22 protein-coding genes are annotated in these 22,175 nt (G+C 68.0%); 16 read left to right on the top strand and 6 right to left on the bottom strand.

Translation table 11 applies throughout. The annotated features are described in order from the left end of the window. Positions 1–56: 56 nt before the first annotated feature. Together ACTHNC_RS03075 and ACTHNC_RS03070 are read left to right on the top strand one after the other, a co-directional pair. Positions 57–683, top strand: coding sequence for an HdeD family acid-resistance protein (locus tag ACTHNC_RS03075; protein WP_440293128.1), 627 nt, complete (start codon positions 57–59; stop codon positions 681–683). Next, positions 680–1,009 carry a hypothetical protein gene (locus ACTHNC_RS03070; RefSeq protein ID WP_440293127.1) on the top strand — a complete coding sequence of 110 codons (330 nt, stop codon included), beginning with the start codon at positions 680–682 and terminating at the stop codon, positions 1,007–1,009. The genes ACTHNC_RS03075 and ACTHNC_RS03070 overlap by 4 nt, the downstream gene beginning before the upstream one ends. A gap of 6 nt (positions 1,010–1,015) precedes the next feature. Here ACTHNC_RS03070 and purB read toward each other — a convergent pair whose 3' ends face one another. Together purB and ACTHNC_RS03060 are read right to left on the bottom strand one after the other, a co-directional pair. Then, positions 1,016–2,401 carry an adenylosuccinate lyase gene (purB, locus tag ACTHNC_RS03065; RefSeq protein ID WP_440293126.1) on the bottom strand — a complete coding sequence of 462 codons (1,386 nt, stop codon included), beginning with the start codon at positions 2,399–2,401 and terminating at the stop codon, positions 1,016–1,018. Positions 2,402–2,445: 44 nt separating this feature from the next. Next, the gene (locus tag ACTHNC_RS03060) at positions 2,446–2,997 is read right to left on the bottom strand and encodes a low molecular weight protein-tyrosine-phosphatase (protein ID WP_440293125.1); all 552 of its coding nucleotides are present in this window, start codon (positions 2,995–2,997) and stop codon (positions 2,446–2,448) included. 114 nt (positions 2,998–3,111) lie between these two features. Here ACTHNC_RS03060 and ACTHNC_RS03055 point away from each other — a divergent pair, with 114 nt between their 5' ends. After that, entirely contained in the window at positions 3,112–3,438 is a 327-nt protein-coding gene (locus ACTHNC_RS03055) for a hypothetical protein (RefSeq protein ID WP_440293124.1), read from the top strand. A gap of 5 nt (positions 3,439–3,443) precedes the next feature. Beyond that, on the top strand, positions 3,444–4,916 hold the full coding sequence (locus tag ACTHNC_RS03050) for a hypothetical protein (protein ID WP_440293123.1): 1,473 nt from the start codon (positions 3,444–3,446) through the stop codon (positions 4,914–4,916). A gap of 47 nt (positions 4,917–4,963) precedes the next feature. Here the strand turns inward: ACTHNC_RS03050 and ACTHNC_RS03045 are convergent, their stop codons facing one another. After that, a complete protein-coding gene (locus ACTHNC_RS03045) occupies positions 4,964–5,356 on the bottom strand; it encodes a phage holin family protein (RefSeq protein ID WP_440293122.1) in 393 nt (130 codons plus the stop codon). An 82-nt stretch (positions 5,357–5,438) separates the two neighbouring features. On the opposite strand from ACTHNC_RS03045, the gene ACTHNC_RS03040 reads away from it, so the two are divergent. From ACTHNC_RS03040 to ACTHNC_RS03025, 4 genes are all read left to right on the top strand, one after another. Then, a complete protein-coding gene (locus ACTHNC_RS03040; RefSeq protein ID WP_440293121.1) occupies positions 5,439–6,545 on the top strand; it encodes a histidinol-phosphate transaminase in 1,107 nt (368 codons plus the stop codon). A 5-nt stretch (positions 6,546–6,550) separates the two neighbouring features. After that, a complete protein-coding gene (pdhA, locus tag ACTHNC_RS03035; protein ID WP_440293120.1) occupies positions 6,551–7,732 on the top strand; it encodes a pyruvate dehydrogenase (acetyl-transferring) E1 component subunit alpha in 1,182 nt (393 codons plus the stop codon). Positions 7,733–7,809: 77 nt separating this feature from the next. Continuing rightward, complete coding sequence (locus tag ACTHNC_RS03030; protein WP_440293148.1) at positions 7,810–8,769, top strand: alpha-ketoacid dehydrogenase subunit beta; 960 nt, start codon at positions 7,810–7,812, stop codon at positions 8,767–8,769. A gap of 57 nt (positions 8,770–8,826) precedes the next feature. Then, positions 8,827–10,203 carry a dihydrolipoamide acetyltransferase family protein gene (locus ACTHNC_RS03025; protein ID WP_440293119.1) on the top strand — a complete coding sequence of 459 codons (1,377 nt, stop codon included), beginning with the start codon at positions 8,827–8,829 and terminating at the stop codon, positions 10,201–10,203. A gap of 339 nt (positions 10,204–10,542) precedes the next feature. Here the strand turns inward: ACTHNC_RS03025 and ACTHNC_RS03020 are convergent, their stop codons facing one another. Further along, positions 10,543–11,175: a hypothetical protein gene (locus ACTHNC_RS03020; RefSeq protein ID WP_440293118.1), complete on the bottom strand. Its 633-nt coding sequence runs from the start codon at positions 11,173–11,175 to the stop codon at positions 10,543–10,545. Between ACTHNC_RS03020 and ACTHNC_RS03015 the strand changes: the two genes are divergently transcribed. The 4 genes from ACTHNC_RS03015 to ACTHNC_RS03000 are packed head-to-tail and all read left to right on the top strand — an operon-like array spanning position 11,162 to position 16,902. Continuing rightward, positions 11,162–12,766 (top strand): ABC transporter substrate-binding protein, encoded by a 1,605-nt coding sequence (locus ACTHNC_RS03015; protein ID WP_440293117.1) that lies wholly within the window; start codon positions 11,162–11,164, stop codon positions 12,764–12,766. The two genes, ACTHNC_RS03020 and ACTHNC_RS03015, sit on opposite strands and share 14 nt — an antisense overlap. 50 nt (positions 12,767–12,816) lie before the next feature. Beyond that, positions 12,817–13,761, top strand: a complete 945-nt coding sequence (locus ACTHNC_RS03010) for an ABC transporter permease (protein ID WP_440293116.1) — start codon at positions 12,817–12,819, stop codon at positions 13,759–13,761. Beyond that, entirely contained in the window at positions 13,758–14,690 is a 933-nt protein-coding gene (locus tag ACTHNC_RS03005) for an ABC transporter permease (protein WP_440293115.1), read from the top strand. The genes ACTHNC_RS03010 and ACTHNC_RS03005 overlap by 4 nt, the downstream gene beginning before the upstream one ends. A 28-nt stretch (positions 14,691–14,718) precedes the next feature. Beyond that, positions 14,719–16,902, top strand: coding sequence for an ABC transporter ATP-binding protein (locus tag ACTHNC_RS03000; RefSeq protein WP_440293114.1), 2,184 nt, complete (start codon positions 14,719–14,721; stop codon positions 16,900–16,902). 103 nt (positions 16,903–17,005) lie between these two features. Here ACTHNC_RS03000 and ACTHNC_RS02995 read toward each other — a convergent pair whose 3' ends face one another. Beyond that, positions 17,006–17,950, bottom strand: a complete 945-nt coding sequence (locus ACTHNC_RS02995) for a 5'-3' exonuclease (RefSeq protein ID WP_440293113.1) — start codon at positions 17,948–17,950, stop codon at positions 17,006–17,008. A gap of 190 nt (positions 17,951–18,140) precedes the next feature. Between ACTHNC_RS02995 and ACTHNC_RS02990 the strand changes: the two genes are divergently transcribed. From ACTHNC_RS02990 to ACTHNC_RS02975, 4 genes are all read left to right on the top strand, one after another. After that, on the top strand, positions 18,141–19,100 hold the full coding sequence (locus tag ACTHNC_RS02990; RefSeq protein ID WP_440293112.1) for a metal ABC transporter solute-binding protein, Zn/Mn family: 960 nt from the start codon (positions 18,141–18,143) through the stop codon (positions 19,098–19,100). Positions 19,101–19,186: 86 nt separating this feature from the next. After that, positions 19,187–20,071 (top strand): metal ABC transporter ATP-binding protein, encoded by an 885-nt coding sequence (locus ACTHNC_RS02985; RefSeq protein ID WP_440293111.1) that lies wholly within the window; start codon positions 19,187–19,189, stop codon positions 20,069–20,071. Continuing rightward, positions 20,068–20,976: a metal ABC transporter permease gene (locus ACTHNC_RS02980; protein ID WP_440293110.1), complete on the top strand. Its 909-nt coding sequence runs from the start codon at positions 20,068–20,070 to the stop codon at positions 20,974–20,976. The genes ACTHNC_RS02985 and ACTHNC_RS02980 overlap by 4 nt, the downstream gene beginning before the upstream one ends. After that, positions 20,973–21,362, top strand: a complete 390-nt coding sequence (locus ACTHNC_RS02975; RefSeq protein WP_440293109.1) for a Fur family transcriptional regulator — start codon at positions 20,973–20,975, stop codon at positions 21,360–21,362. Before ACTHNC_RS02980 ends, ACTHNC_RS02975 begins: the two co-directional genes overlap by 4 nt. A 31-nt stretch (positions 21,363–21,393) precedes the next feature. Here ACTHNC_RS02975 and ACTHNC_RS02970 read toward each other — a convergent pair. Then, on the bottom strand, positions 21,394–22,175 hold a 782-nt coding region (locus ACTHNC_RS02970), incomplete at its 5' end, for an ISAs1 family transposase (RefSeq protein ID WP_440293108.1).

The raw sequence follows: 22,175 nt of genomic DNA, 5'->3' as shown, positions 1-22,175 counted from the left end.
ATCGACACCGCCTGTCAAGATGCGTTCGCACCGCCCATCCGCACGAAAGAAGTCACGTGAGCACAGCCGCGTCCTCGCGCGTCAGCCCGGATCGTTACTGGGTCGTGGCGCTCGTGCGCGCCGTCGTCGCGCTCGTCGCCGGCGGATTCATCACGTTCGACCCCGAGCACTCGGCGCGCGTCGGCCTGCTCGTCTTCGGCAGCTACGCGCTGGTCGAGGGCGTCGTGGTCGGCATCGGCGGCCTGCTGCTGAAGGATGCCCTCACCAAGTGGCTCTTCGTCGCCCAGGGCGCCCTCGGGGTCGTGGTCGGCATCGCTGCCCTCGTGCTGAACGGTGCGGGCCTCGGCGCGCTGCTGTACGGCGTGAGCGTGTGGGCGCTGCTGACCGGCTTCGCGGAGTTCTATTGCGGATGGCGCGCAAGGCGCCGGTTCGACGCGTCGCGCGACTGGATGGTCATCGGCGGCCTCACGGTCATCCTCGCCGTGGTCTTCCTCGTCATCCCGCCGGACTCCCTGCTCGCCGTCGGACTCTTCGGCGCCTACGCGGTGATCGTCGGCGTGTACGTGGGCATCGGCGCGTTCACGATCAAGTTCGGGCTCGCGCAGACGCACGACGAGCAGCTCGCCAGCCAGAACACCGGTGCGGGCGACACCGACCAGAACGCTTCGGAGAGACACGCGTGACGCACGACAACACCCCAGAGGACCGCAGGCCGAGCCTGCGCGACCGCATGAAGCCCGCGGAGTTCCTCGGCATCGCCGTGGTGTTGGCGCTGTTCGCGGGCCTCATCGTGCTGATGTCCACCCGCGAGCCGATCCTCGCGCTGATCTTCTTCGGCGTCGCCTTCATCGCGACGCTCGTCGTGCTGGCGATGTTCGCGCTCGGGTTCAAGCCGGACGAAGAGGAGCGCCGCGACCTCGCCGAGCAGAACGGCGAGCATCCGGAGCTCCCCGGAACGGATGCCGGGCCCGACGGTCCCGACACCGGTCCGCGCAACCCGCACGACTGACGGACGCTACCGCTCCACGTACTCGACCAGCTGCGAGGCCAGTCCCGCGTAAGAACCGGGTGTGAGCGCGAGCAGGCGGGCCTTGGCATCCTCGCCGATGTCGAGCGTGCGGATGAACTCCGCCAACCCCTCGCGATCAACGCGCTTGCCGCGCGTCAGCTCCTTCAGCAGCGCGTAAGGATCACTGATCGACGAGCGTCCTGCGGTGACCTCGGCACGGATGACCGTCTGGATCGCCTCGCCGAGCACCTCCCAGTTCCCGTCGAGGTCGCGGGCGAGGGCATCCTCGTCGATCGCGATCTCGCGCAGTCCGCGCTCGATGTTGTCGAGCGCGAGCAGCGAGTGGCCGAGCGCGACGCCGATGTTGCGCTGCGTGGTCGAGTCGGTGAGGTCGCGCTGCAGGCGGCTCGTGACGAGCGTGGATGCCAGTGAGTCCAGCAGAGCGCTGGAGAGCTCCAGGTTCGCCTCCGCGTTCTCGAACCTGATCGGGTTGATCTTGTGCGGCATGGTGGACGACCCAGTGGCGCCGGCCTGCGGGATCTGCCGGAAGTAGCCGAGCGAGATGTAGGTCCAGACATCCGTCGCCAGGTTGTGCAGCACCCGGTTCGCGTGTGCCACGCGGCCGTACAGCTCCGCCTGCCAGTCGTGCGACTCGATCTGGGTGGTGAGCGGGTTCCAGGTGAGGCCGAGCGACTGCACGAACTCCCTCGAGATCGTGGGCCAGTCGGCATCCGGATCCGCGGCCAGATGCGCGGAGAACGTGCCGGTCGCGCCGCTGAACTTGCCCAGGTACTCGCTCGCCTCCACCTGCGCCGCGACGCGCTCGAGCCGGTACACGAACACCGCGAACTCCTTGCCCATCGTGGTGGGCGTGGCCGGCTGGCCGTGCGTGTGCGCGAGCATCGAGGCATCCCGCAGCTCCACGGCACGGGAGCGCAGCGCGTCGATCACGGTGCGCAGCATCGGCAGCCACACCTCACGCACGGCCTCCGAGACGGTCAGCGCGTAGGACAGGTTGTTGATGTCCTCGCTCGTGCACGCGAAGTGGGTCAGCTCGGCGATCGAGTCGAGGCCGAGCTCGTGCAGCTTCTCCCGCACGAGGTACTCGACCGCCTTCACGTCGTGCCGGGTGGTGGCCTCCAGCGTGGCCAGCCGGTCGATCTCGTCCTGCCCGAAGTCGGCGACGAGGGCGCGCAGAGCGGATGCCTGTGCATCCGTCAGCGGCTGACTCCCGAACATCCGATGCGAGGTGAGGTACAGCAGCCACTCCACCTCCACCTGCACGCGGGCGCGGTTCAGGCCGGCCTCGGAGAGGAAGTCTCCGAGCTCGGAGACGGCGGCACGGTACCGGCCGTCGAGCGGGCTGAGCGGCTGAGGGGGAAGCGAGGTCATGACGTTCCTTGTTGTTGTGACGGCGCAGTGTTCGCGCTGCGCGCTCAACTGACTCCATCGTCTCGGTGAAGCGAGCGAGCTCGCTTCACTCTCGGCTCAGTCGTCAGTGCGGGCGCCAGTTGGGCCAGCAGCGCCCGGTCGGCTCGCTCGATCATGCCGAGCACCGCCGCGAAGAGCCTGTGGTCGGAATAATAGGGATCGGGCACATCCAGTGAATCGGATCGCGGCGTCTCGAAGCTGCGCAGAAGCTGCACCTTGCTGCGGTCGACGTCATCGCCCGCCCACGCCTTGAGGATGCGTTCGTGGCTCCGGTCGAGCGCGACGACGAGGTCGAGATCGGCGAACCATGCGGGATCGAACTGCCTCGCGCGGTGCGTCGAGCCGTTGTAGCCGTGCGTGGTGAGCGCTTCGACCGCGCGTGGATCCGCCTGCTCCCCTACGTGCCAGTCGCCCGTTCCGGCCGACGAGATCGCCAGGCGATCGGCGAGCCCGGCGTCGGCGGCCAGCTGCCGCAGCACGACCTCGGCCATCGGCGATCGGCAGATGTTGCCGCTGCACACGAAGCAGATGCGGAACCGGGTCGCATCCGAGGTCATGCATCCATTCTGCTGTACCGCCGGATGCGTCGGGCCCGGCGTCCTCCCCTCCCCAGATGGACGCTGAGTGGCTCCCTCCCCATTCGGCGCCGTCGGCGCTCGCTGCCCGACCCGATGGCTCCAGGCTGGTCATCATCGTTTCTCGTTCGAGGAGGTGATCGTCTGGACGAGCCGGCACTGCGAGCCGCGCAGGCGGCCGTCGACTACGTGCGCTCCGAGCTGGTCGCGCTCGCCGCGCAGATTCCGGATGCCGGTGCCCTGCACTGGCGATCGGCCGCGCAACGCCGATTCCAGACCGGCATCGACGAACTGACCGGTTCGATCGGCGACGCGATCGCTGCGCTCGATCACGCGGCACGGGAGCTGGCGGTCATCCCTGTCGACCAACTGGGCCCGCGTGCCGCGAGCGTGGATGCCGCGCGCAGCGAAAGCGCGGGATGAGTCGCATGTCCGACGACATCACCATCTCCGGCGGCAGCACCGAGGTCGTCTCGGATGCCCTGCTCGCCGCGCACGCGGTCCTCGGCTCACTGAGCGTCACCCTCGACGAACTGGCGCACGAGCTGCGCCCCGCGTTGGCGCTCGGCGCCGGACTCCCGCCGGGAACCACCCTGGTGTCGATCGCGGTGCAGGATGCCGCTCGACTCACGCACGTGGCCGCCACCGACATCCGTTCCGCGGCGTCGAACTCGAAACGGCTCGCCCGTGCGCTGCTCGAGGCCGCCGACCAGTACGACGACGCCGACCGTAATGCGGATGCCCGCATCGCCGACCTCAGCACCGTCGTCGGCTGGGCGTTCGGCCGACTGGCACCGCTGGCCGCGCTCGCCGGCATGCTCGCACTGCCGCAGCTGCTCGTCACACTCGGAGCCGCCTTCAACATCGGCAGCATCGTCGCGGGCTCGCCGCAATCGTTCCTGAAGAATCTCGGCCATGCCGTCGGATCGAAGGCGAGTCTGCTCCGCGATCCGCGGGTCGTCTCCGCGATCCGGTTCGCGGTCTCCGCGGCCGACGACGGGATGCTCAGCGCCGCGGGTGCGCCGCTCCCGTTCGCCGCGCTGGCCGACGATCGCGGCACTCGCGCCTTCGGACTGCGCGGAGGCACTTCCTTTGTCGTCGGGGCCGGACGCGTGGTCGGCGCGTTCAAGGAGGCGCCCGTGACGGTGCAGCGCACCTCGTCGGGGCCCGTCGCTCCGCCCAGCGGGTTCGCCGACCTCGCCTCGCGCATCCCGCCCTCGCGCTCCGACTCGTCGCAGGTGCGCGTCGAGCGCTACTCAGGAGGCGACGGAAAGCCGGCCTACGTCGTCTACGTAGGCGGCACCGTGGACACCAGCCCCGTCGCCGGCCGCGAGCCGTTCGACATCACGAGCGACCTCGGTGGTGTGGCGGGACTCGATCCCGCATCGCTGCGGGCGACGGAGCAGGCGATGCGGGAGGCGGGTGTCCGGCCGGGCGACACCGTCATCCCGGTCGGATACTCGCAGGGCGGCATCGTGGCCACCTCGATCGCGACCTCGGGCGACTACGACATCCCCGCGCTCGTGACGTTCGGTTCGCCCACGGCGGGCGTCGACGTCGCGTCGTCCACGGTCGACGTCGCCGTCGAGCACACCGACGACCTGGTGCCGGCGCTCGGCGGCATCCCGCTGGCCGGCGATCGCGGTGGAGGCGATCGCATCGTGGTCACGCGTCAGACGTACAGCGGAGAGGTGCCGGCCGGTTCCTCGCCGATCGACGCGCACCTGATGAGCGAGTACGCGGTCACCGCGCAGAAGATGGATGCCGCTCAGGACCCCAGGCTGGCCGCAGCGCTGTCGACGCTTCCGACGGGCGGCTCAGGTCAGGCCGAACTCTTCCGTGGCGACCGCGTGACCGCCCGCGCGCCGGCGGGCGGTGGAGGGGGTGGCGATGCGTGGTGAGCAGACCGCGGGTTTCGACCGGCTCAATCGGCGCATCGTCCGCCCGATCACCGCCGCATCACCGGACGGAAGATGAGTCCCAGCAGCCAGCTGATGATCGCGAGGATCAACGCGGCCCACACGCCGTCCCAGAACCCGTCGACGTGCAGACCGAAGCCCATCGCATCGCTGATCCAGGAGACGATGAGCAGCAGTAGGCCGTTCACGATCAGCGAGATGAGACCGAGCGTGAGCACGTAGAGCGGGAACGCCACGATGCGGATGACCGTTCCCACGATGCCGTTCACGATTCCGAAGATCAGCGCGATCAGCAGATAGGTCAGGATGAGCGGAAAGTTCCCGCCGATCGGGTCGTAGGACTTCACCGTCACGCCGCTCACGATCAGGGTGGTCACCCAGAGCGCGAATGCGTTGATGATCAGTTTCAGCAGAAACCTCATCCGCACAGTGTTCCAGGTCGTGCGGGCCGGCGGTAGCCTCCTCGCCCATCCCGCGCGCAGATGCCGACGGTAAGTTGGCCCTGTGGATGCCCAGAACGTCGAGCGGGTGCTGTTGCGCCCCGAGATCGCCAGCCTCGCCGCCTACGCGCAGGGTCGAGTCCCTCCCGCCGACGGATTCAAGCTCTCCAGCAACGAGAACCCGTTCCACCCGCTCCCTGGTGTGCTGGATGCCGTCGCCGCGGCGAGCACCCTGAATCGCTACCCGGACGGCGCGGCGCTCGCACTGCGCGACCGGCTGGCCGAACGGTTCGGCGTCGGAACGGCCGAGGTGCACCTCGGTGCCGGATCCGTGGCACTGATCTCGCAGTTCATCAACGCCGCTGCCGGTCCGGGCGACGAGGTGCTGTACGCGTGGAGGTCGTTCGAGGCGTACCCGGGTCTCGTGACCGTGTCGGGGGCATCCAGTGTCACGGTCCCCTTGCTTCCGGACGCCCGCCACGACCTGGACGGCATGATCGCCGCCATCACAGACAGCACCCGCGTCATCATCGTGTGCACCCCGAACAACCCGACCGGTCCGATCGTCACGGCCGACGAGTTCGAGCGGTTCATGGCGGCCGTCCCCACCGACCGGCTCGTGCTGCTCGACGAGGCGTATGTGGAGTTCATCACCGACCCGAGCCACGTCGACGGGCGAACGCTCGTCGGCCGTTACCCGAATCTCGTCGTGCTACGCACGTTCTCCAAGGCGTACGGCCTGGCCGGGCTGCGCATCGGCTACGCGGTCGGGCCGGAGCGGCTGCTGAACGCGGCGCGCTCCACGGCTATCCCGATGAGCGTCACCGACACGGCCCAGGCGGCAGCGCTCGCGTCGCTCGAGCGCGAGGACGAGCTGCTCCAGCGCGTCGCCGTCATCGCCGAGCGCCGCGGCAGGCTGCGCGATGCGCTCATCGACCAGGGGTGGGACGTTCCGGAGGCGCAGGGCAACTTCGTCTGGCTTCCGACCGGCGAGCACACCGCACTCTGCATCGACCGGTTCTTCGACGCCGGCCTGGCCGTGCGCGGGTTCGTGCCCGACGGCATCCGCGTCGGCGTCGGTGAAGAGGAATCTGTCGACCGCGTGCTAAAGATCACGGAAGAGCTTGTCGAACACCTACGGAAGAGCCCTCCAACCGAACAGTTAGGTTAGTGAGGATGTCTGCCACGAACGACCGATTCGCGTCGTCGACCGGGCTCTCCGCGGCGACGGTGCAGGTACTGACCGAAGACGGCCGCTTCGAGCCGACGGATGCCGCGACCGAGTTCCTGCCCTACCTCGACCGGCTCACCGACGACGACTTCCGCCGCTTCTACCGCGACATGGTCGTGGTGCGGCGGTTCGACACCGAAGCGACCAACCTGCAGCGGCAGGGCCAGCTCGCGCTGTGGCCGCCGAGCAGCGGACAGGAGGCCGCACAGGTCGGGTCCGCGCACGCGGCGCAACCGCAGGACACCATCTTCCCGTCGTACCGCGAGCACGTGGTCGCCACCATCCGCGGCGTCGATCCGCTCGACATCATCCGGGTCATGCGGGGCGTCACGAACAGCGGGTGGGATCCCACGGATCCCAAGAACGGCAACGTGCGCATCTACACGCTCGTTCTCGGCACCCAGGTGCTGCACGCCACCGGTTTTGCGATGGGCGTGAAGTTCGACGGTGCCTCCGGCACGGGCGACAGGGATTCCGACCAGGCCGTGCTCGTCTACTTCGGAGACGGCGCCAGCTCGGAGGGCGACGTCAGCGAGTCGTTCGTCTTCGCCGCGAGCTTCCAGACGCCGCAGGTCTTCTTCCTGCAGAACAACCAGTGGGCCATCTCGGTGCCGGTGAAGACGCAGTCCCGCACTCCCCTCTATCTGCGCTCCAGCGGCTTCGGCATCCCGGGCGTGCAGGTCGACGGCAACGATGTGCTGGCCAGTTACATCGTGAGCGCCAAGCAGCTCGACGAGGCGCGTGGCGGTCACGGGCCGAGCCTGATCGAGGCCGTGACCTATCGCATGGGCGCTCACACCACCAGCGACGACCCGACCAGGTACCGCTCCTCCGACGAGGACGAGCACTGGCGCGGCCGCGACCCGATCGTGCGGCTGCGCGCGTTCCTCGTCGGACGGGGGGTCGGCGAGGAGTGGTTCGACAGCATCGACGAGGAGGCCGCCGACTACGCGGCCGACGTGCGCCGCCGCACCCTGGAGCTCACGGCTCCGGCGGCGGAGGTCGCGTTCGAGCACGTGTACTCCGAACCGCACGCCGGCGTTGTCGAACAGCAGGCCTGGCTCGAGCGGTACGAGAAGTCCTTCGCGGTGCCGGAGCAGAGCCAGGAGCAGGGGGTGACCGCGTGAGCGACGTGACGACCGCGGATGCCGTGCAGCAGGCATCCGCTCACGACTCCTTCCGCACGGGCGTGGAGAGCCTCCCCATGGCGAAGGCGCTCAACGCCGGACTTCGTCAGGCGCTCGCCGATGACCCGAAGGTCATGCTCATGGGCGAGGACATCGGGCCGCTCGGCGGCGTGTTCCGCATCACCGAGGGCCTGCAGGCCGAGTTCGGGCCGCAGCGCGTGATCGACACGCCGCTCGCCGAGTCCGGCATCGTCGGCACCGCCATCGGCCTGGCGATGCGCGGCTACCGTCCGGTGTGCGAGATCCAGTTCGACGGCTTCGTCTTCCCCGCCTTCGACCAGATCACCACCCAGCTGGCCAAGCTCACCGCGCGGCACGAGGGCGCGCTCCGGATGCCCGTGGTGATCCGCATCCCCTACGGCGGGCACATCGGCGCGGTCGAGCACCACCAGGAGAGCCCGGAGGCCTACTTCGCCCACACTCCCGGGTTGCGCGTTGTGAGCCCCTCGACACCGAACGACGCCTACTGGATGATCCAGGAGGCCTGCCGCTCCGACGACCCGGTGATCTTCCTCGAGCCCAAGAGCCGGTACTGGCCGAAGGGCGAGGTGGACTTCTCGGCAAGCGCCGTTCCGCTGCACGCCAGCCGCGTGGTGCGCACCGGAACGGATGTCACGCTCGTCGGCCACGGAGCGATGGTCAGCGTGCTGCTGCGCGCGGCCGAGATCGCGGCGGACGAGGGAACGAGCGTCGAGGTCGTCGACCTGCGCTCGCTCTCCCCGATCGACTTCGGCCCGCTGCTCGGCTCCGTGCGCAAGACCGGCCGTCTCGTCGTCGCGCAGGAGGCGCCGGGTTTCGCGAGCCTCGGCAGCGAGATCGCGGCGACCGTGGCCGAGAAGGCGTTCTACTCGCTGGAGTCTCCTGTGCTGCGCGTCTCCGGATTCGACACCCCGTTCCCGCCCGCCAAGCTCGAAGACTCCTACCTGCCCGACGCCGACCGCGTGCTCGAGGCCGTCGATCGCGCGCTCGCGTATTGACGAGCATCCGCTCACGACCGAGACCTTCAGCCTCGAAACAACCGCCCAAGGAGAGCCATGAGTGAGTCCGAGTTCCTGCTGCCGGACGTCGGCGAGGGCCTGACCGAGGCCGAGATCGTGTCGTGGAAGGTCGGTCCTGGCGATGCCGTGCACCTCAACGACGTGTTGTGCGAGATCGAGACCGCGAAGTCGCTCGTCGAGCTTCCGTCGCCGTTCGAGGGCGTCGTCGACCGGCTGCTCGTGAACGAGGGCGAGACGGTCGAGGTGGGTGCGCCGATCATCGTGGTCGGTGCCGGCGCATCCGGTGGAACCGCGTCGGGTGCGGACGGGCTCGACAACGTGATCGAGGTGGATGAGAGCGAGCTCGAGCAGGATGCCGCCCCGGAAGCGGCCCGCGCAGACGCGGCGGCCCTCATCGAGCGCGAGGGCGACGAGCCCAAGCCGGGCGCGGTGCTCGTCGGGTACGGGTCGGCCGGCCATGGAGCGAGCAGGCGGCGCAGCCAGAACCGCGGCCAGGCGCAGGAGGGGCGCCACGTTCCCACGGCGGCAGACCTCGTGCCGGCAGCCCGCGCCGTTCCGGTCGTCGCGAAGCCGCCGATCCGCAAGCTCGCCAAAGACCTCGGCGTCGACCTCGCTCAGGTCGCCGGCACCGGAATCGCCGGCGAGATCACCCGCGACGACGTGATCAGGCAGGCCAGTCAGGCGAGCGTGTTCCGCAACATCCAGACGCCGGAGTGGCCGGATGCCCGCGAGGACCGCATCCCCGTGAAGGGCGTGCGCAAGGCGATCGCGGGCGCCATGGTCGCCAGCGCGTTCACCGCGCCGCACGTGAGCCTGTTCGTCGACGTGGATGCCACGCGCACGATGGAGTTCGTGCAGCGGCTCAAGAAGTCGCCGGACTTCGCCGGGGTGAAGGTGTCGCCGCTCCTGATCATGGCGAAGGCGATCATCTGGGCCGTGCGCCGCAACCCGACGGTGAACTCGACGTGGACCGATGAGGAGATCATCGTGCACCACTTCGTGAACCTCGGAGTCGCCGCAGCAACCCCGCGTGGCCTCATCGTGCCGAACGTGAAAGAGGTGCAGTCGATGAGCCTGCTCGAGCTGGCCGGGGCCCTCGAGCAGCTCACGATCACGGCCCGCGACGGCAAGACCCAGCCGGCCGAGATGGCCGGCGGCACCATCACCGTCACCAATATCGGCGTGTTCGGCATGGACACCGGAACACCCATCCTCAACCCCGGCGAGGTGGCGATCGTCGCGCTCGGCACGATCAAGCAGAAGCCGTGGGTGGTCGACGGCGAGGTGCGCCCGCGCTTCGTCACCACGCTCGGGGCATCCTTCGACCACCGGGTCGTCGACGGGGACGTCGCCAGTCGCTTCCTTGCGGACGTCGCCGCGATCATCGAGGAGCCGGCGCTGCTGCTCGATTGACGAACTTGACCTACCTGGCCGACCGACCTTGACCAGCCACTTAGGTTGCACTATGCCAATGAAGCTCGCCAAGGTGAAGTACGCGAAGACCCATCCGTCGGCCGTCGCGTAGTTCGCGAGGTCGCAGACTGTGTCTTGGCAGCGGCGTGGACCCGCATTGGTTTCAACTGCAGAAGTGGCTCTTCCGGGCCAGGCTCAGCGCCACTTCTGCAGTCGAAACGAAGCTGAGTCGTGCACGAGGCAGCCTGAACCGGCAAAGGCAGCGCGGGATATGCCGTGGTCTCCAGAACGAGGGTTGCGGAGAGAACTTGCCATCATGCCGAAGCCCGAGGCTCGCCGTCACTCGTCCACGTCATCCTCGGCGCGATTCAGGGTGCACCCGTGGCGTGGAGGCTCGGCGAAGCGCTCGAGAGCCGCACGTGACGTCATCCGAGCAGAATGTGCGTCGACGCCCATTCGAATACACCATTCTGCGCTGTCCGAGCGCGCCAGCTGACCACTCGTCCGTCGGCGGCCGCGCAACGCGAAATCCGCGACCCTCGAGCGCGGGAATGCCGGTTCCCGGCGCCTGAGTATGCGTGCAGAGACATGCCCTGAAATGAAATCTGCCTTCCAGCCGATTCCCACGCTCACGTTCGCACTCTGAGAAGAGAAGTTGCGCGAACAAGAGCAAAGACGCGGATCGCGCACGCATTGGCGGGAGGCCATAGCAATGAATCTTCGACAATCGGGCGCGCGGCGCCGACTTCTGTTCGCAGGAGTTCTGATGTCGGCCGTCTCCATGATCCTTGTCGGATGCTCGTCGGGATCGTCTTCGCCGAAGTCGGCGAGCGGGAACGCACCGGGCAAATCGTCTGACACGATCTCGTGGGCGCTGCCGCCAGCGACCGTTCCGAACTGGATCTGGCCGTTCTCACCGATCTCGGACTTCTCGGTGACCAACTCCGAGATGCAACTGATGATGTACCGCACTCTGTACTGGTACGGAGACAACGGCAAGACCGGCGTCGACTACTCGTTGAGTCTGGCCAAGAAGCCGGTCTACAGCAACGGTGGCAAGACGATCACGATCAAGCTGAACCCGTACAAGTGGTCCAACGGCGAGAGCGTGACGGCACAGGACGTGATGTTCTGGATCAACATGGCCAAGGCGGAGAAGACCAATTACGCCGGCTACAACCCAGGACAGTTCCCCGACAACATCGTGTCGGCGACCACACCGGACAGCTCCACCGTCGTGCTCACGACCGACAAGGCGTACAGCCAGCAGTGGTTCCTGATGAACCAGCTCAGCCAGATCACGCCGATGTCCGAGGCGTGGGACATGACCAGCGCGACAGCGAAGGGCGACTGCTCGACCAATGAGAGCGGATGCGCAGCCGTGTTCGCCTACCTGACGGCGCAGAGCAAGGATCTGCCGGGTTACGCGACCAGTCCGGTCTGGTCCGTCGTCGACGGCCCGTGGAAGCTCTCCAGCTTCAACTCGGACGGTCACGTCACGTTCGTGCCGAACCCGAAGTACTCGGGTCCGGTCAAGGCGCAGGTGAAGCAGTTCAAGATGGTCCCGTTCACGACGGACTCGGCCGAGTTCAACGTGCTGCGCTCCGGAAGCACCCTCGATGTCGGTTACATCCCGACGCAGGACATCAGCCAGGTCAAGCCGGCCAGCAGTGCACCTGACGTGGGCGGACCGAACCCGCTGAGCAAGAACTACAACCTCGAGCCGTGGTTCCTGTACGGGTTCAACTACTTCCCGATCAACTACAACAACCCGACCGTGGGGCCGATCTTCAAGCAGCTCTACTTCCGTCAGGCGATGCAGTCTCTGGTCGACCAGCAGGGCATCCTCAAGTCGGCGGCGAAGGGCTACGGGCTTCCGACCTACGGTCCGGTGCCGTTGTTCCCGTCGAGCTCGCTGGTCTCCTCCACGGAGAAGTCGAACCCGTATCCGTTCAGCATCGCGAACGCGAAGAAGTACCTCACCGACAACGGCTGGAACGTCGTGAAGAACGGCAAGACCACGTGCGTGAAGCCGGGCACCGCACAGGGTGACTGCGGCGCGGGCATCACGGCAGGTCAGGCGCTCACCTTCGATCTGCCGTATGCGAGCGGGCAGGCGACGATCGACACGGCCATGGCGTCGCTGAAGTCGAACGCCGCCCAGGTCGGCATCACGCTGAACATCAAGTCCGAACCGTTCAACTCGGTGACCGCCACCGCGGTGCCGTGCTCCGGACCGACCTGCACCTGGGACATGGGCAACTGGGGCGGGGGCTGGGTGTACGCGCCCGACTACTACCCGACCGGCGAACTGCTTTTCGCTACCGGCGCCGGGTCGAATTCGGGCAGCTACTCCAACACCACGCTCGACAAGCTGATCGAGGCCACGAACGTGCAGAGCGGCGACTCCGTGATGCACGCCTACGAGGACTTCATGGCGAAGAACGTTCCGGTCATCTACCAGCCCAACTACACCTACTCGCTCGCCGAGGTGGCCGGCGGGCTGAAGGGCTACCAGAACAACCCATACGGCGCGATCAAGCCGGAGACGTGGCACTACTGATCAGCATCACGAAGGAGGGGGACGGCCTAGTGGGACGCGGGTGAACCATCATGATCGGATACACCCTCCGGCGTCTCGCTCAGGCCGTGCTCGTTGTCTTCGTGGTGACCGTCATCGTGTTCATCCTGTTGCACTCCCTGCCCGGCGGGGCCGCGCGCGCGATCCTGGGCCCGCGCGCGACCTCCGCGCAGATCGCGCTGTTCAACAAGCAGAACGGCCTCGACCAGCCACTCGTCGTGCAGTACTTCACGACGCTCGGCGGATGGCTGACCGGCGACTTCGGCTTCTCGTACAAGCTCAACCAGTCGGTGGGGTCGCTCCTCGCGGAGCGCTTGCCGAAGACGATCATCCTCGCCGCGTTCGCCCTGGCGCTCACGGTGCTCGTCGCCGTGCCGATCGGCATCTACCAGGCGGTCCGGCGCAACAGATTCCTCGACTACGTGCTCACCGGTGCGTCGTTCGTGTTCTACGCGGCCCCGACGTTCTTCCTCGGGCTGATCATGATCGAGGTGTTCTCGTCGACGCTCGGGTGGTTTCCGCCCGAGGCGCCGCAGTCGGACGGCGTCGTGCCGATCTTCCAGCAGTTCGGAGCGATGGTGCTGCCGATCGTCACGCTCGCGCTGCTGGGGATCGCCGGGTTCTCCCGCTACATGCGGTCATCCGTGCTCGACAACATCAACCAGGACTATGTGCGCACCGCGCGTGCGAAGGGGGCATCCGGCACCAGGGTGCTGTGGGGTCACGTGCTGCGAAACGCGCTCATCCCGATCATCACGCTGCTCGGGCTGTCGCTGCCCGCGCTGTTCGCCGGTGCGCTGATCACGGAGTCCATCTTCAACTTTCCCGGCATGGGGCTGCTGTTCTGGAACGCCGCGCAGCAGTCCGACTACCCGGTGGAGCTCGGTGTCGTCATCGTCACAGCCTTCGCGACGGTGATCGGCAATCTCATCGCCGACCTGCTGCTGCTTGCCGTTGACCCAAGAGTGAAACTATGACCCGACCGCTCGCTTTGGAGACCGACGTCGGCCCTACGCCTCCCGCGGAGCCGACGCTCGGCGCGATCACCTCGACCAAGCCGAAGAGCATGTTCCGCCTCGGCCTCGAGGTGTTCGTGCAGAACCGCCTGGCCGTCGCCGGGATCGTCGTCGTGGCGGTCGCCGTGCTGTTCTGCTTCGTCGGGCCGCTCGTCTACCCGACGGACCAGGTGACCGTGCACCTGCTGAACGCGAACCTGCCGCCGGGGCCGGGGCATCCGCTCGGCACGGACAGCTCAGGGTACGACGTGCTCGGACGGCTGATGGTCGGCGGCCAGGTGTCGCTGATCGTCGGCTTCGCCGCTGCGGCCGTCGCCACCGTCGTCGGCACGATCTGGGGCGCGATCGCCGGCTTCTTCGGCGGGGTCGTGGATGCCGTGATGATGCGCATCGTCGACGCCATCCTGGCGATCCCGATCCTGTTCCTGCTGCTGTTCCTGGTCACCATCGTGACGCCGTCTCTGCCGGTGATGATCGTGGTGATCGGGCTCACGGCCTGGCTGGTTCCCGCGCGACTCGTGCGCGGCGAGTCGCTGACCCTGAGGGTGCGCGAGTACGTGCAGGCGGTGCGCGTGATGGGCGGCTCGAGCTGGCGATCGGTGACCAGGCACATCATGCCGAACGTGATCGGCACGGTCATCGTCAACGCGACATTCCAGGTGGCCGACGCCATCCTGCTCGTCGCGTACCTCGGGTTCCTCGGGCTCGGCATCTCGCCGCCGGCGACCGACTGGGGCGGGATGCTCAGCAAGGGCACGCAGTTCGTCTTCCTGAACTACTGGTGGCTGATCTACCCGCCCGGCATCGCGATCATCCTCGTGGTCGTCGCCGTGAACCTCGTCGGCGACGGGTTGCGGGACTCGGTCGAGGTGCGGCTGCAGCGGCGCTGAGACGCGCATTACAGACGGGAGGGCGGCGATGGCGCTGCTGGAGATCACCGGGCTGAGCACGGACATCCGGCTCAGCAAGTCCGTCGTGCACGCGCTCGACGACGTCACGTTCAGTGTCAACGCCGGGCAGACCGTCGGTCTCGTCGGCGAGTCCGGATGCGGCAAGACCATGACGGCGATGTCGATCGAGCGGCTGCTGCCGCCTGGCGGGCACATCGTGGGCGGGAGCATCCTGTTCGACGGGCTCGACCTCGTCAAGGCGCCGGAGTCCACGATGCGCGAGATCCGCGGCGGCGACATCGGCATGATCTTCCAGGACCCGATGACCAGCCTCAACCCCGTACAGACGGTGGGCGACCAGGTGGCCGAGCCGCTGCTGCTGCACCGCGGGATGTCGCGGGCCGAGTCGCGCGAACCGGTGCTGGAGATGCTGCGCATGGTGGGCATCCCGAACCCGGAACGGCGCATGAAGAGCTATCCGCACCAGCTCTCCGGCGGGCAGCGGCAGCGCGTGATGATCGCGATGGCGCTGATCTGCAGGCCGAAGCTGCTGATCGCCGACGAGCCCACGACGGCGCTCGACGTCACGGTGCAGAAGCAGATCCTGGAGCTGATCGACGGGCTGCGGCGGGACTTCGGCATGGCGGTCATCCTGGTCACGCACGACCTCGGCGTGATCGCCGGCCGCGCCGACCGCGTCGTCGTGATGTACGCGGGCAAGGTGGCGGAGGCCGCTGGGACGCGCGCACTGTTCCGCGAACCGCGGCACCGCTACACCGAGGCGTTGTTCGAGTCGTTGCCCGAGCGCGCCGCCGGGGCGGATGCCCGCCTCTACTCGATCCCGGGGCTTCCGCCCGACCTCGTCGACCCGCCGCCCGCGTGCCGGTTCGCGCCGCGCTGCCGCTTCGCCGTCGACCAGTGTCGCACCGAGGTGCCGCGCTTCGACCGCATCAAGCATGACGACGGCATCCAGCAGTACGCGTGCTTCGTGCCGCGCACCGAGCCGCTCCCCTCTCCCGACGAACTCATGGCCAGGCACGCGGCGGCGGTGCAGCCTGCGGACACGGATGCCCGCACCTGGGTCGCGCCGACCCGGTTCATCCCGGAAGACGGCGTTCCGCTGCTCCAGGTGAAGGGTCTGGTGAAGGATTTTCCGGTCACCGCCGGCGCCGTGCTGCGCAGGAAGGTGGGCGCGGTCAGCGCCGTCGCGGACGTGAGCTTCGTCATCCCCCGCGGACACACCGTCGGGCTGGTCGGCGAGTCGGGCTGCGGCAAGACGACGCTCGGTCGCCTCGTCGTCGGGCTGGAGACGCCGTCGAGCGGCGAGATCCTGTTCCGGGGTCGTCGTCTCGACCGGCAGCGTGGTCGCGACCGGCAGGAGGCGCGGCGCAACGTGCAGTTCATGTTCCAGGACTCGTACGCGTCTCTGGATCCGCGGATGCGCGTGCGCTCGATCCTGCGCGAGCCGCTGGAGATCCAGCACGTCGGCACGGCGCGTGACCGCGATCGCCGCGTGGACGAGCTGCTCGCCGACGTCGGTCTGCCTGCCCGCGCCGGCGAGCGCTACCCGCACGAGTTCTCCGGCGGCCAGCGCCAACGCATCGGACTCGCACGGGCTCTCGCACTGGAGCCGGGGCTGATCGTCGCCGACGAGCCGGTGTCGGCACTCGATGTGTCGATCCAGGCGCAGGTGCTGAACCTCATGAAGGAGCTGCAGGTCGAACGCAGCCTCACGTACCTCTTCATCAGCCACGACCTCTCCGTCGTGCGCTATCTCTCCGACGTCATCGCCGTGATGTACCTCGGCAAGCTGGTCGAGATCGGCCCGGCCGCCGAGGTGTACGCCTCGCCGCAGCACCACTACACACGCGGCCTCATCGACACCATCCCGATCGCCGACCCCGTCGTCGAGAAGGCGAAGGCGGAGCTCGGTGTGCGCGGCGAGATCCCGTCGGCCATCGACCCGCCGAGTGGATGCCGGTTCCGCACCCGTTGCCCGATGGCGCAGGAGATCTGCGCGCAGGTGGAACCGTTGCTGCGCGTTGGCGGCGGCAGCTCTCAGGAGCCGACTCCGGCGCCGGGTGCCGTGCCGCACATGGTGGCGTGCCACTTCCCGCTGTTGCCCGGCACGGCGGCCGCCATGCCCGCGTCCGTGATCGGCGAGGTGCGCACGACGGGCTCGGCGAGGGCGGGCGGCGCGTCCGGGGCGTGAACGGGCTCGTTCAGTGAGACTGGCTGTTTGCTCTCGTACTAGGCGCACTGCGCCCGGTCTCATCCTGTTCAGCTAGTCTCGCGACGAGGACCACGTCTCGCGGCTAGCGCCCGCTGGCCTCGGCCGCGGCGTCCAGTGCCTTCAGCGCACGGTCGAGCGCGCCGCCCAGGCCGTAGCGCTCGCCCGTGGCGTGCACGGATGCCAGCTGCCCGGCATCCAGAGCCCGTAAGGTGCCGTCCACCTCGGGCAGCTCCACCCGCTCGCCCACCGCGATGGCGGGGACGGCCCGCTCGAGGTATTCCGTGGATGCCGTCAGCTTGGCCCGCACACCGGCGCCTAGCGGAGTCGCCGGGTCGTTGGCGGCCGCGAGGATGCCGTCGAGGTCGCCGAACTCGCGCAGCAGCCCTGCCGCGGACTTCTCGCCGATTCCTGCGACGCCGGGCAGCCCGTCCGATGGGTCGCCGCGCATGGCCGCGAACGCCGCGTACTGCTGTGGCGAGATGCCGTACTTCGCCTCGACGACGGCATCCGTCACCAGCTCGAGCTTGCTCATGCCGCGGGCCGTGTAGATGATGCGCACGTCGTTCGCATCGTCCACCAGCTGGAACAGGTCGCGGTCGCCCGTGACGACGTCGACGGGTTGCTGCGCGCGGCGGGCCAGGCATCCGATCACGTCGTCGGCCTCGGCCTGCTCAGCGCCGACCACGGCGATGCCCAGTTCGCCGAGCAGCTCGCGGATGACCGGCACCTGCGGTACGAGTCCTGCCGGGGTGTCCTCCACGTCGACGCCGCCGGGCACGAGCTGGGCGACGCGGTGCGCCTTGTACGACGGGATGAGGTCGACGCGCCAGCGCGGGCGCCAGTCGTCGTCCCAGCAGGCCACGAGGGCGGTCGGCTCGAAGTCGGTGACGAGCTTGGCGATGATGTCGAGCAGTCCCCGGATGCCGTTGACCGGCATCCCCTCGGGCGACTTCACGCTCTCCGGCACTCCGTAGAACGCACGGAAGTACAGCGAGGCGGTGTCGAGCAGCATGAGGCGGCCGGTCATGGTGTCGATCCTGTCACCACCCGCCGTCGCGCAGGGCCCGTGCGGATCCTCATCCATCGCGTGCGGGTCTTGCTGCTTTTGAGTATCATTATCAATAAGCGGTGGACGACAGTCGCGACATCGGCCGCTCGGCGTGGGCATCCGCTCGCACCTTCACAAGAACAGCGACTTAGACAGGTATCCCACCTTCATGAAGCGCCCCGCCTTCATCTCCGCCCGAACCACCACCCTCGCAGTGGCGGCATTTGCCGTCGCCGCGCTGACGACTGGTACCTTGACCGGATGCTCGCCAGCGGCATCCGGCGACCCCGCGTCGAGTTCCGCCTCCGGTCGCATCGACGTCGTCGCCTCCACAGATGTGTGGGGTGACGTGGCGAAGCAGGTCGGTGGCGACAAGGTCGACGTGACGTCGATCATCGACGACCCCGACAAGGACCCGCACGAGTACCAGGCCAGCGGCCAGAATCAGCTCGCGCTGTCGAAGGCCGAGATCGTGGTCGTGAACGGCGGGGGCTACGACGACTTCGTCGACGAGATGCTCTCCGCGCTGCGGACGAAGCCGGTCGTGCTGAACGCGGCGGACGTCTCCGGCTACGACCAGCATCCGTCCGACGGCGAGTTCAACGAGCACCTCTGGTACGACTTCCGCACCGTCGACAAGGTCGCCCAGCACCTCGCCACCGCCTACGCGAAGGCGCGCCCCGCCGACCGGTCGACGTTCGAGGCGAACGCGAAGAGGTTCGAGGCGTCCGTCTCCGCTCTGCAAGACACGGAGGCCCAGTTGAAGCGGCAGTACGCGGGGAAGGGTGTCGCCATCACGGAGCCGGTGCCCCTGTACATGCTGAACGCGATCGGGCTCGTGAACAAGACGCCGGAGAAGTTCAGCGAGGCGATCGAGAACGACACGGATGTCGCAGCATCCGTTCTGCAGCAGACCCTCGACCTCTTCTCCTCGCGCTCCGTCGCGCTCCTCGCCTACAACGACCAGACGTCAGGAGTGCAGACCCAGAAGGTGGTCGACGCGGCGAAGGCTAACGACATCCCGGTCGTGCCCGTCGCCGAGACGCTGCCGGCCGGAAAGACCTACCTCACCTGGATGCACGCCAACCTCGATGCGATAGGCGCCGCACTCGGAAAGGCGGCATCGTGAGCGCTTCGCACGAGTGGGGCGCCACCCGTTTCGGCAACCGACCGCCGAGACGGCGGTCGGCGCTGGCGTCGCGGCGGAGGCCAGAAATGGCCTCCGCTCCAAGCTCCAGCGCGCGGACAGTACTCAGCCTGCGCGACGCGACGCTCGGATTCGGCGAGCGCACGCTGTGGTCCGGGCTCGACCTCGACGTGCACGCCGGCGAGTTCATCGCCGTGCTCGGCGCGAACGGATCGGGCAAGACCAGCCTGCTCAAGGTCATCCTCGGGCAGCAGAGGCTGGTGTCCGGATCGATCGAGTTCCTCGGCGAGCCCGTCACACGTGGCAACCGGCGTATCGGCTACATCCCGCAGCAGCGCATGGCCGACGAGGGCACTCCGTTGCGCGCCCGAGACCTCGTCGGTCTCGGTGTCGACGGCCACCGGTTGGGCGTTCCGTGGCCCTCGAAGCGGCGCCGCGAGCGCATCGATGGGCTGCTGGATGCCGTCGGCGCGGCCGCATACGCGAAGGTGCCGATCGCGACGCTCTCCGGTGGTGAGCAGCAGAGGTTGCGCGTGGGTCAGGCGCTTGCCGGCGATCCGCGGATGCTCCTCTGCGACGAGCCCCTGCTCTCGCTCGACATCGCGCATCAGCGCGCGGTGAGCGAGTTGATCGACCGGCACAGGCGGGAGCGCCAGCTCGGTGTGCTCTTCGTCACGCACGACGTGAACCCGGTGCTCGACCTCGTCGACCGCGTGCTGTATCTCGCCGGCGGCAAGTTCCGCATCGGAACGCCGGATCAGGTGCTGCGCAGCGAGGTGCTGAGCGAGCTGTACGACTCGCCGGTCGACGTCATCCGTACTCGTGGCCGCATCGTCGTGGTCGGGACCTCGGATGCTCCCGGCGCGCACCCCGACGGATCTCACGCCCATCACGACGAGCACCACGATCCGCATCACGACGAGCACGACGTCTTCGAGGAGGTGGGGCGATGATCCACGCGGACGCCACCGGCTGGTGGAGTCAGATCTTCAACTTCACCGACTACGGGCAGCTCGTGGTGCTGCTGCACAACTCGATCCTGGCCGGGGCCATGCTGGGCCTCGTCGGCGGACTGATCGGCGTCTTCGTCATGTCGCGCGATATGGCGTTCGCGGTGCACGGCATCAGCGAGCTGTCGTTCGCCGGGGCATCCGCCGGGCTGCTGCTCGGGGTCGGGGTGGTGCAGGGATCCCTCGTCGGATCGCTGATCGCCGCCCTGCTGATCGGGCTGCTCGGCTCCCGGGCGCGCGAACGCAACTCCATCACGGCCGTGTTGATGCCTTTCGGCCTGGGCTTGGGCATCCTGTGCCTCGCCCTCTACCCGGGACGCTCCGCCAACAAGTTCGGCCTGCTCACCGGGCAGATCGTCGCCATCGACAACCCGCAGATCGGCGCGCTGCTGGTGATCTCGGTCGTCGTGCTCGCCGGGCTCCTGGTGGTGTGGCGTCCGCTGACGTTCGCCAGCCTGGATGCCGACGTGGCCGCCGCCCGCGGCGTTCCGACCCGCACGCTCTCGATCGTCTTCATGCTGCTGCTCGGTCTCGCCGTCGCGGTCTCTGTGCAGATCGTCGGGGCGTTGCTGGTGCTGTCGATCCTGGTCACCCCCGCAGCTGCCGCGCTCAAGGTGTCGTCCTCGCCGTTGGTCGTGCCTCTCCTCAGCGTGGTGTTCGGCGTCGTGTCGATGGTCGGCGGCATCATGCTCGCGCTCGGCGGATCCGTGCCGATCAGCCCCTACGTCACGACGATCTCGTTCCTCATCTACCTGGTGTGCCGCGTGATCGCGTGGCGCCGCAAGCGTAGGGGCGTGAGCGGCAAGCGGATGCCAGTGCGCGCGCCCGTTCTGGAGGTTGGGTCATGAAGCGAAATACCTGGCAGCGCGAGGCGGTGCGTGAGGCGCTGGCCACCAACGAGGGCTTCGTGAGCGCGCAGAGCTTGCACAACGAGCTGCGCGACCACGGTTCGTCGATCGGCTTGGCGACCGTGTACCGTGCGCTGGCGGATCTCGCGACGGAGGGCGACGCGGATTCGCTACAGTCCCCGGACGGCGAGGCGCTCTACCGTGCGTGCACGACGAGCGGGCACCACCACCACCTGATCTGCCGGCGCTGCGGGCTCACCGTCGAGATCGCCGCAGACGACGTCGAGCAGTGGGCGCAACGCGTCGCCTCGGACCACGGCTTCACGGATGCCCGTCACATCGTCGACGTCTTCGGCCTGTGCGCGACGTGCTCGCGGGCATCCTGAGCCGTGCCCGCCCGCGATTTGCAGGGCTTTCCTAAAGTCCGGTGAGGTGTCGTGTGGTTTCTGGGTTGCGCATGGCGGCTCGGGTGGCGGCGGCGATGTTGGTGGCGCCGGTGAGGCGGTGGATGCTGATCGCGAGGTTTCGGATCGTGGCCATGAGGCGGGGTGCGTTGCCGGTGCGGATCTGTGATCGGTCTTCGTCGAAGGTGACGTCGCGGATCCAGTGCAGTCGGTTCTCGATGGTCCAGTGTCCGCGGATGAGGGCGGCCAGGCGGGCCGGTGACGCCTGGTGGGGTGTGAGGGAGGTGATCGCGTAGACGCTTTCTCGGGTGGTCTCGCCGGTGCGGAGCTCGACGCGGTCGCGGGTGAGGCGAATGGTCTGGGCGGCGTGCGGGAATCCGATCCAGTCTTGCGCGGCCTGGCAGGTGATGGACCAGGTGGCGATACGGCCGTGACCTTTCTCTGTCACGGTGTGCTGCACGGGGCGAGATGACCAGGTCTGGGCTGCGATCCGGTCGCGGAGGCCGGGTTGGTTGCCTTTGACGGTGAACACGTAGTGCGCGCCGCGTTCGTGCAGGCTCTGGGCGTGCTCGTGCTGGGTGTGCAGCGCGTCGGCGGTGACCACTCTTCCGGTCAGGTCGCCGAGTTGGTCCAGCAGTGGAGCGAAGTGCGGGATCTCGTTGGTTTTCTCACCGATCGATTCCTGCCCGATCACGCACCCGGTGTCGTGGGTGATCGCGGCCATCAGGAACACCCGGGACCCGTTGCCGTTCTTCGCCCCGTGCAGGTCTTTTCCGTCGATCGCGATCGCTTCGC

Origin of the sequence: Humibacter sp., assembly GCF_051954055.1 — a bacterium.
In the GTDB taxonomy this organism is placed as follows: domain Bacteria; phylum Actinomycetota; class Actinomycetes; order Actinomycetales; family Microbacteriaceae; genus Humibacter.
The sequence above is the reverse complement of the archived record's forward strand: the minus strand, read 5'-3'. Positions and strand labels throughout refer to the sequence as shown.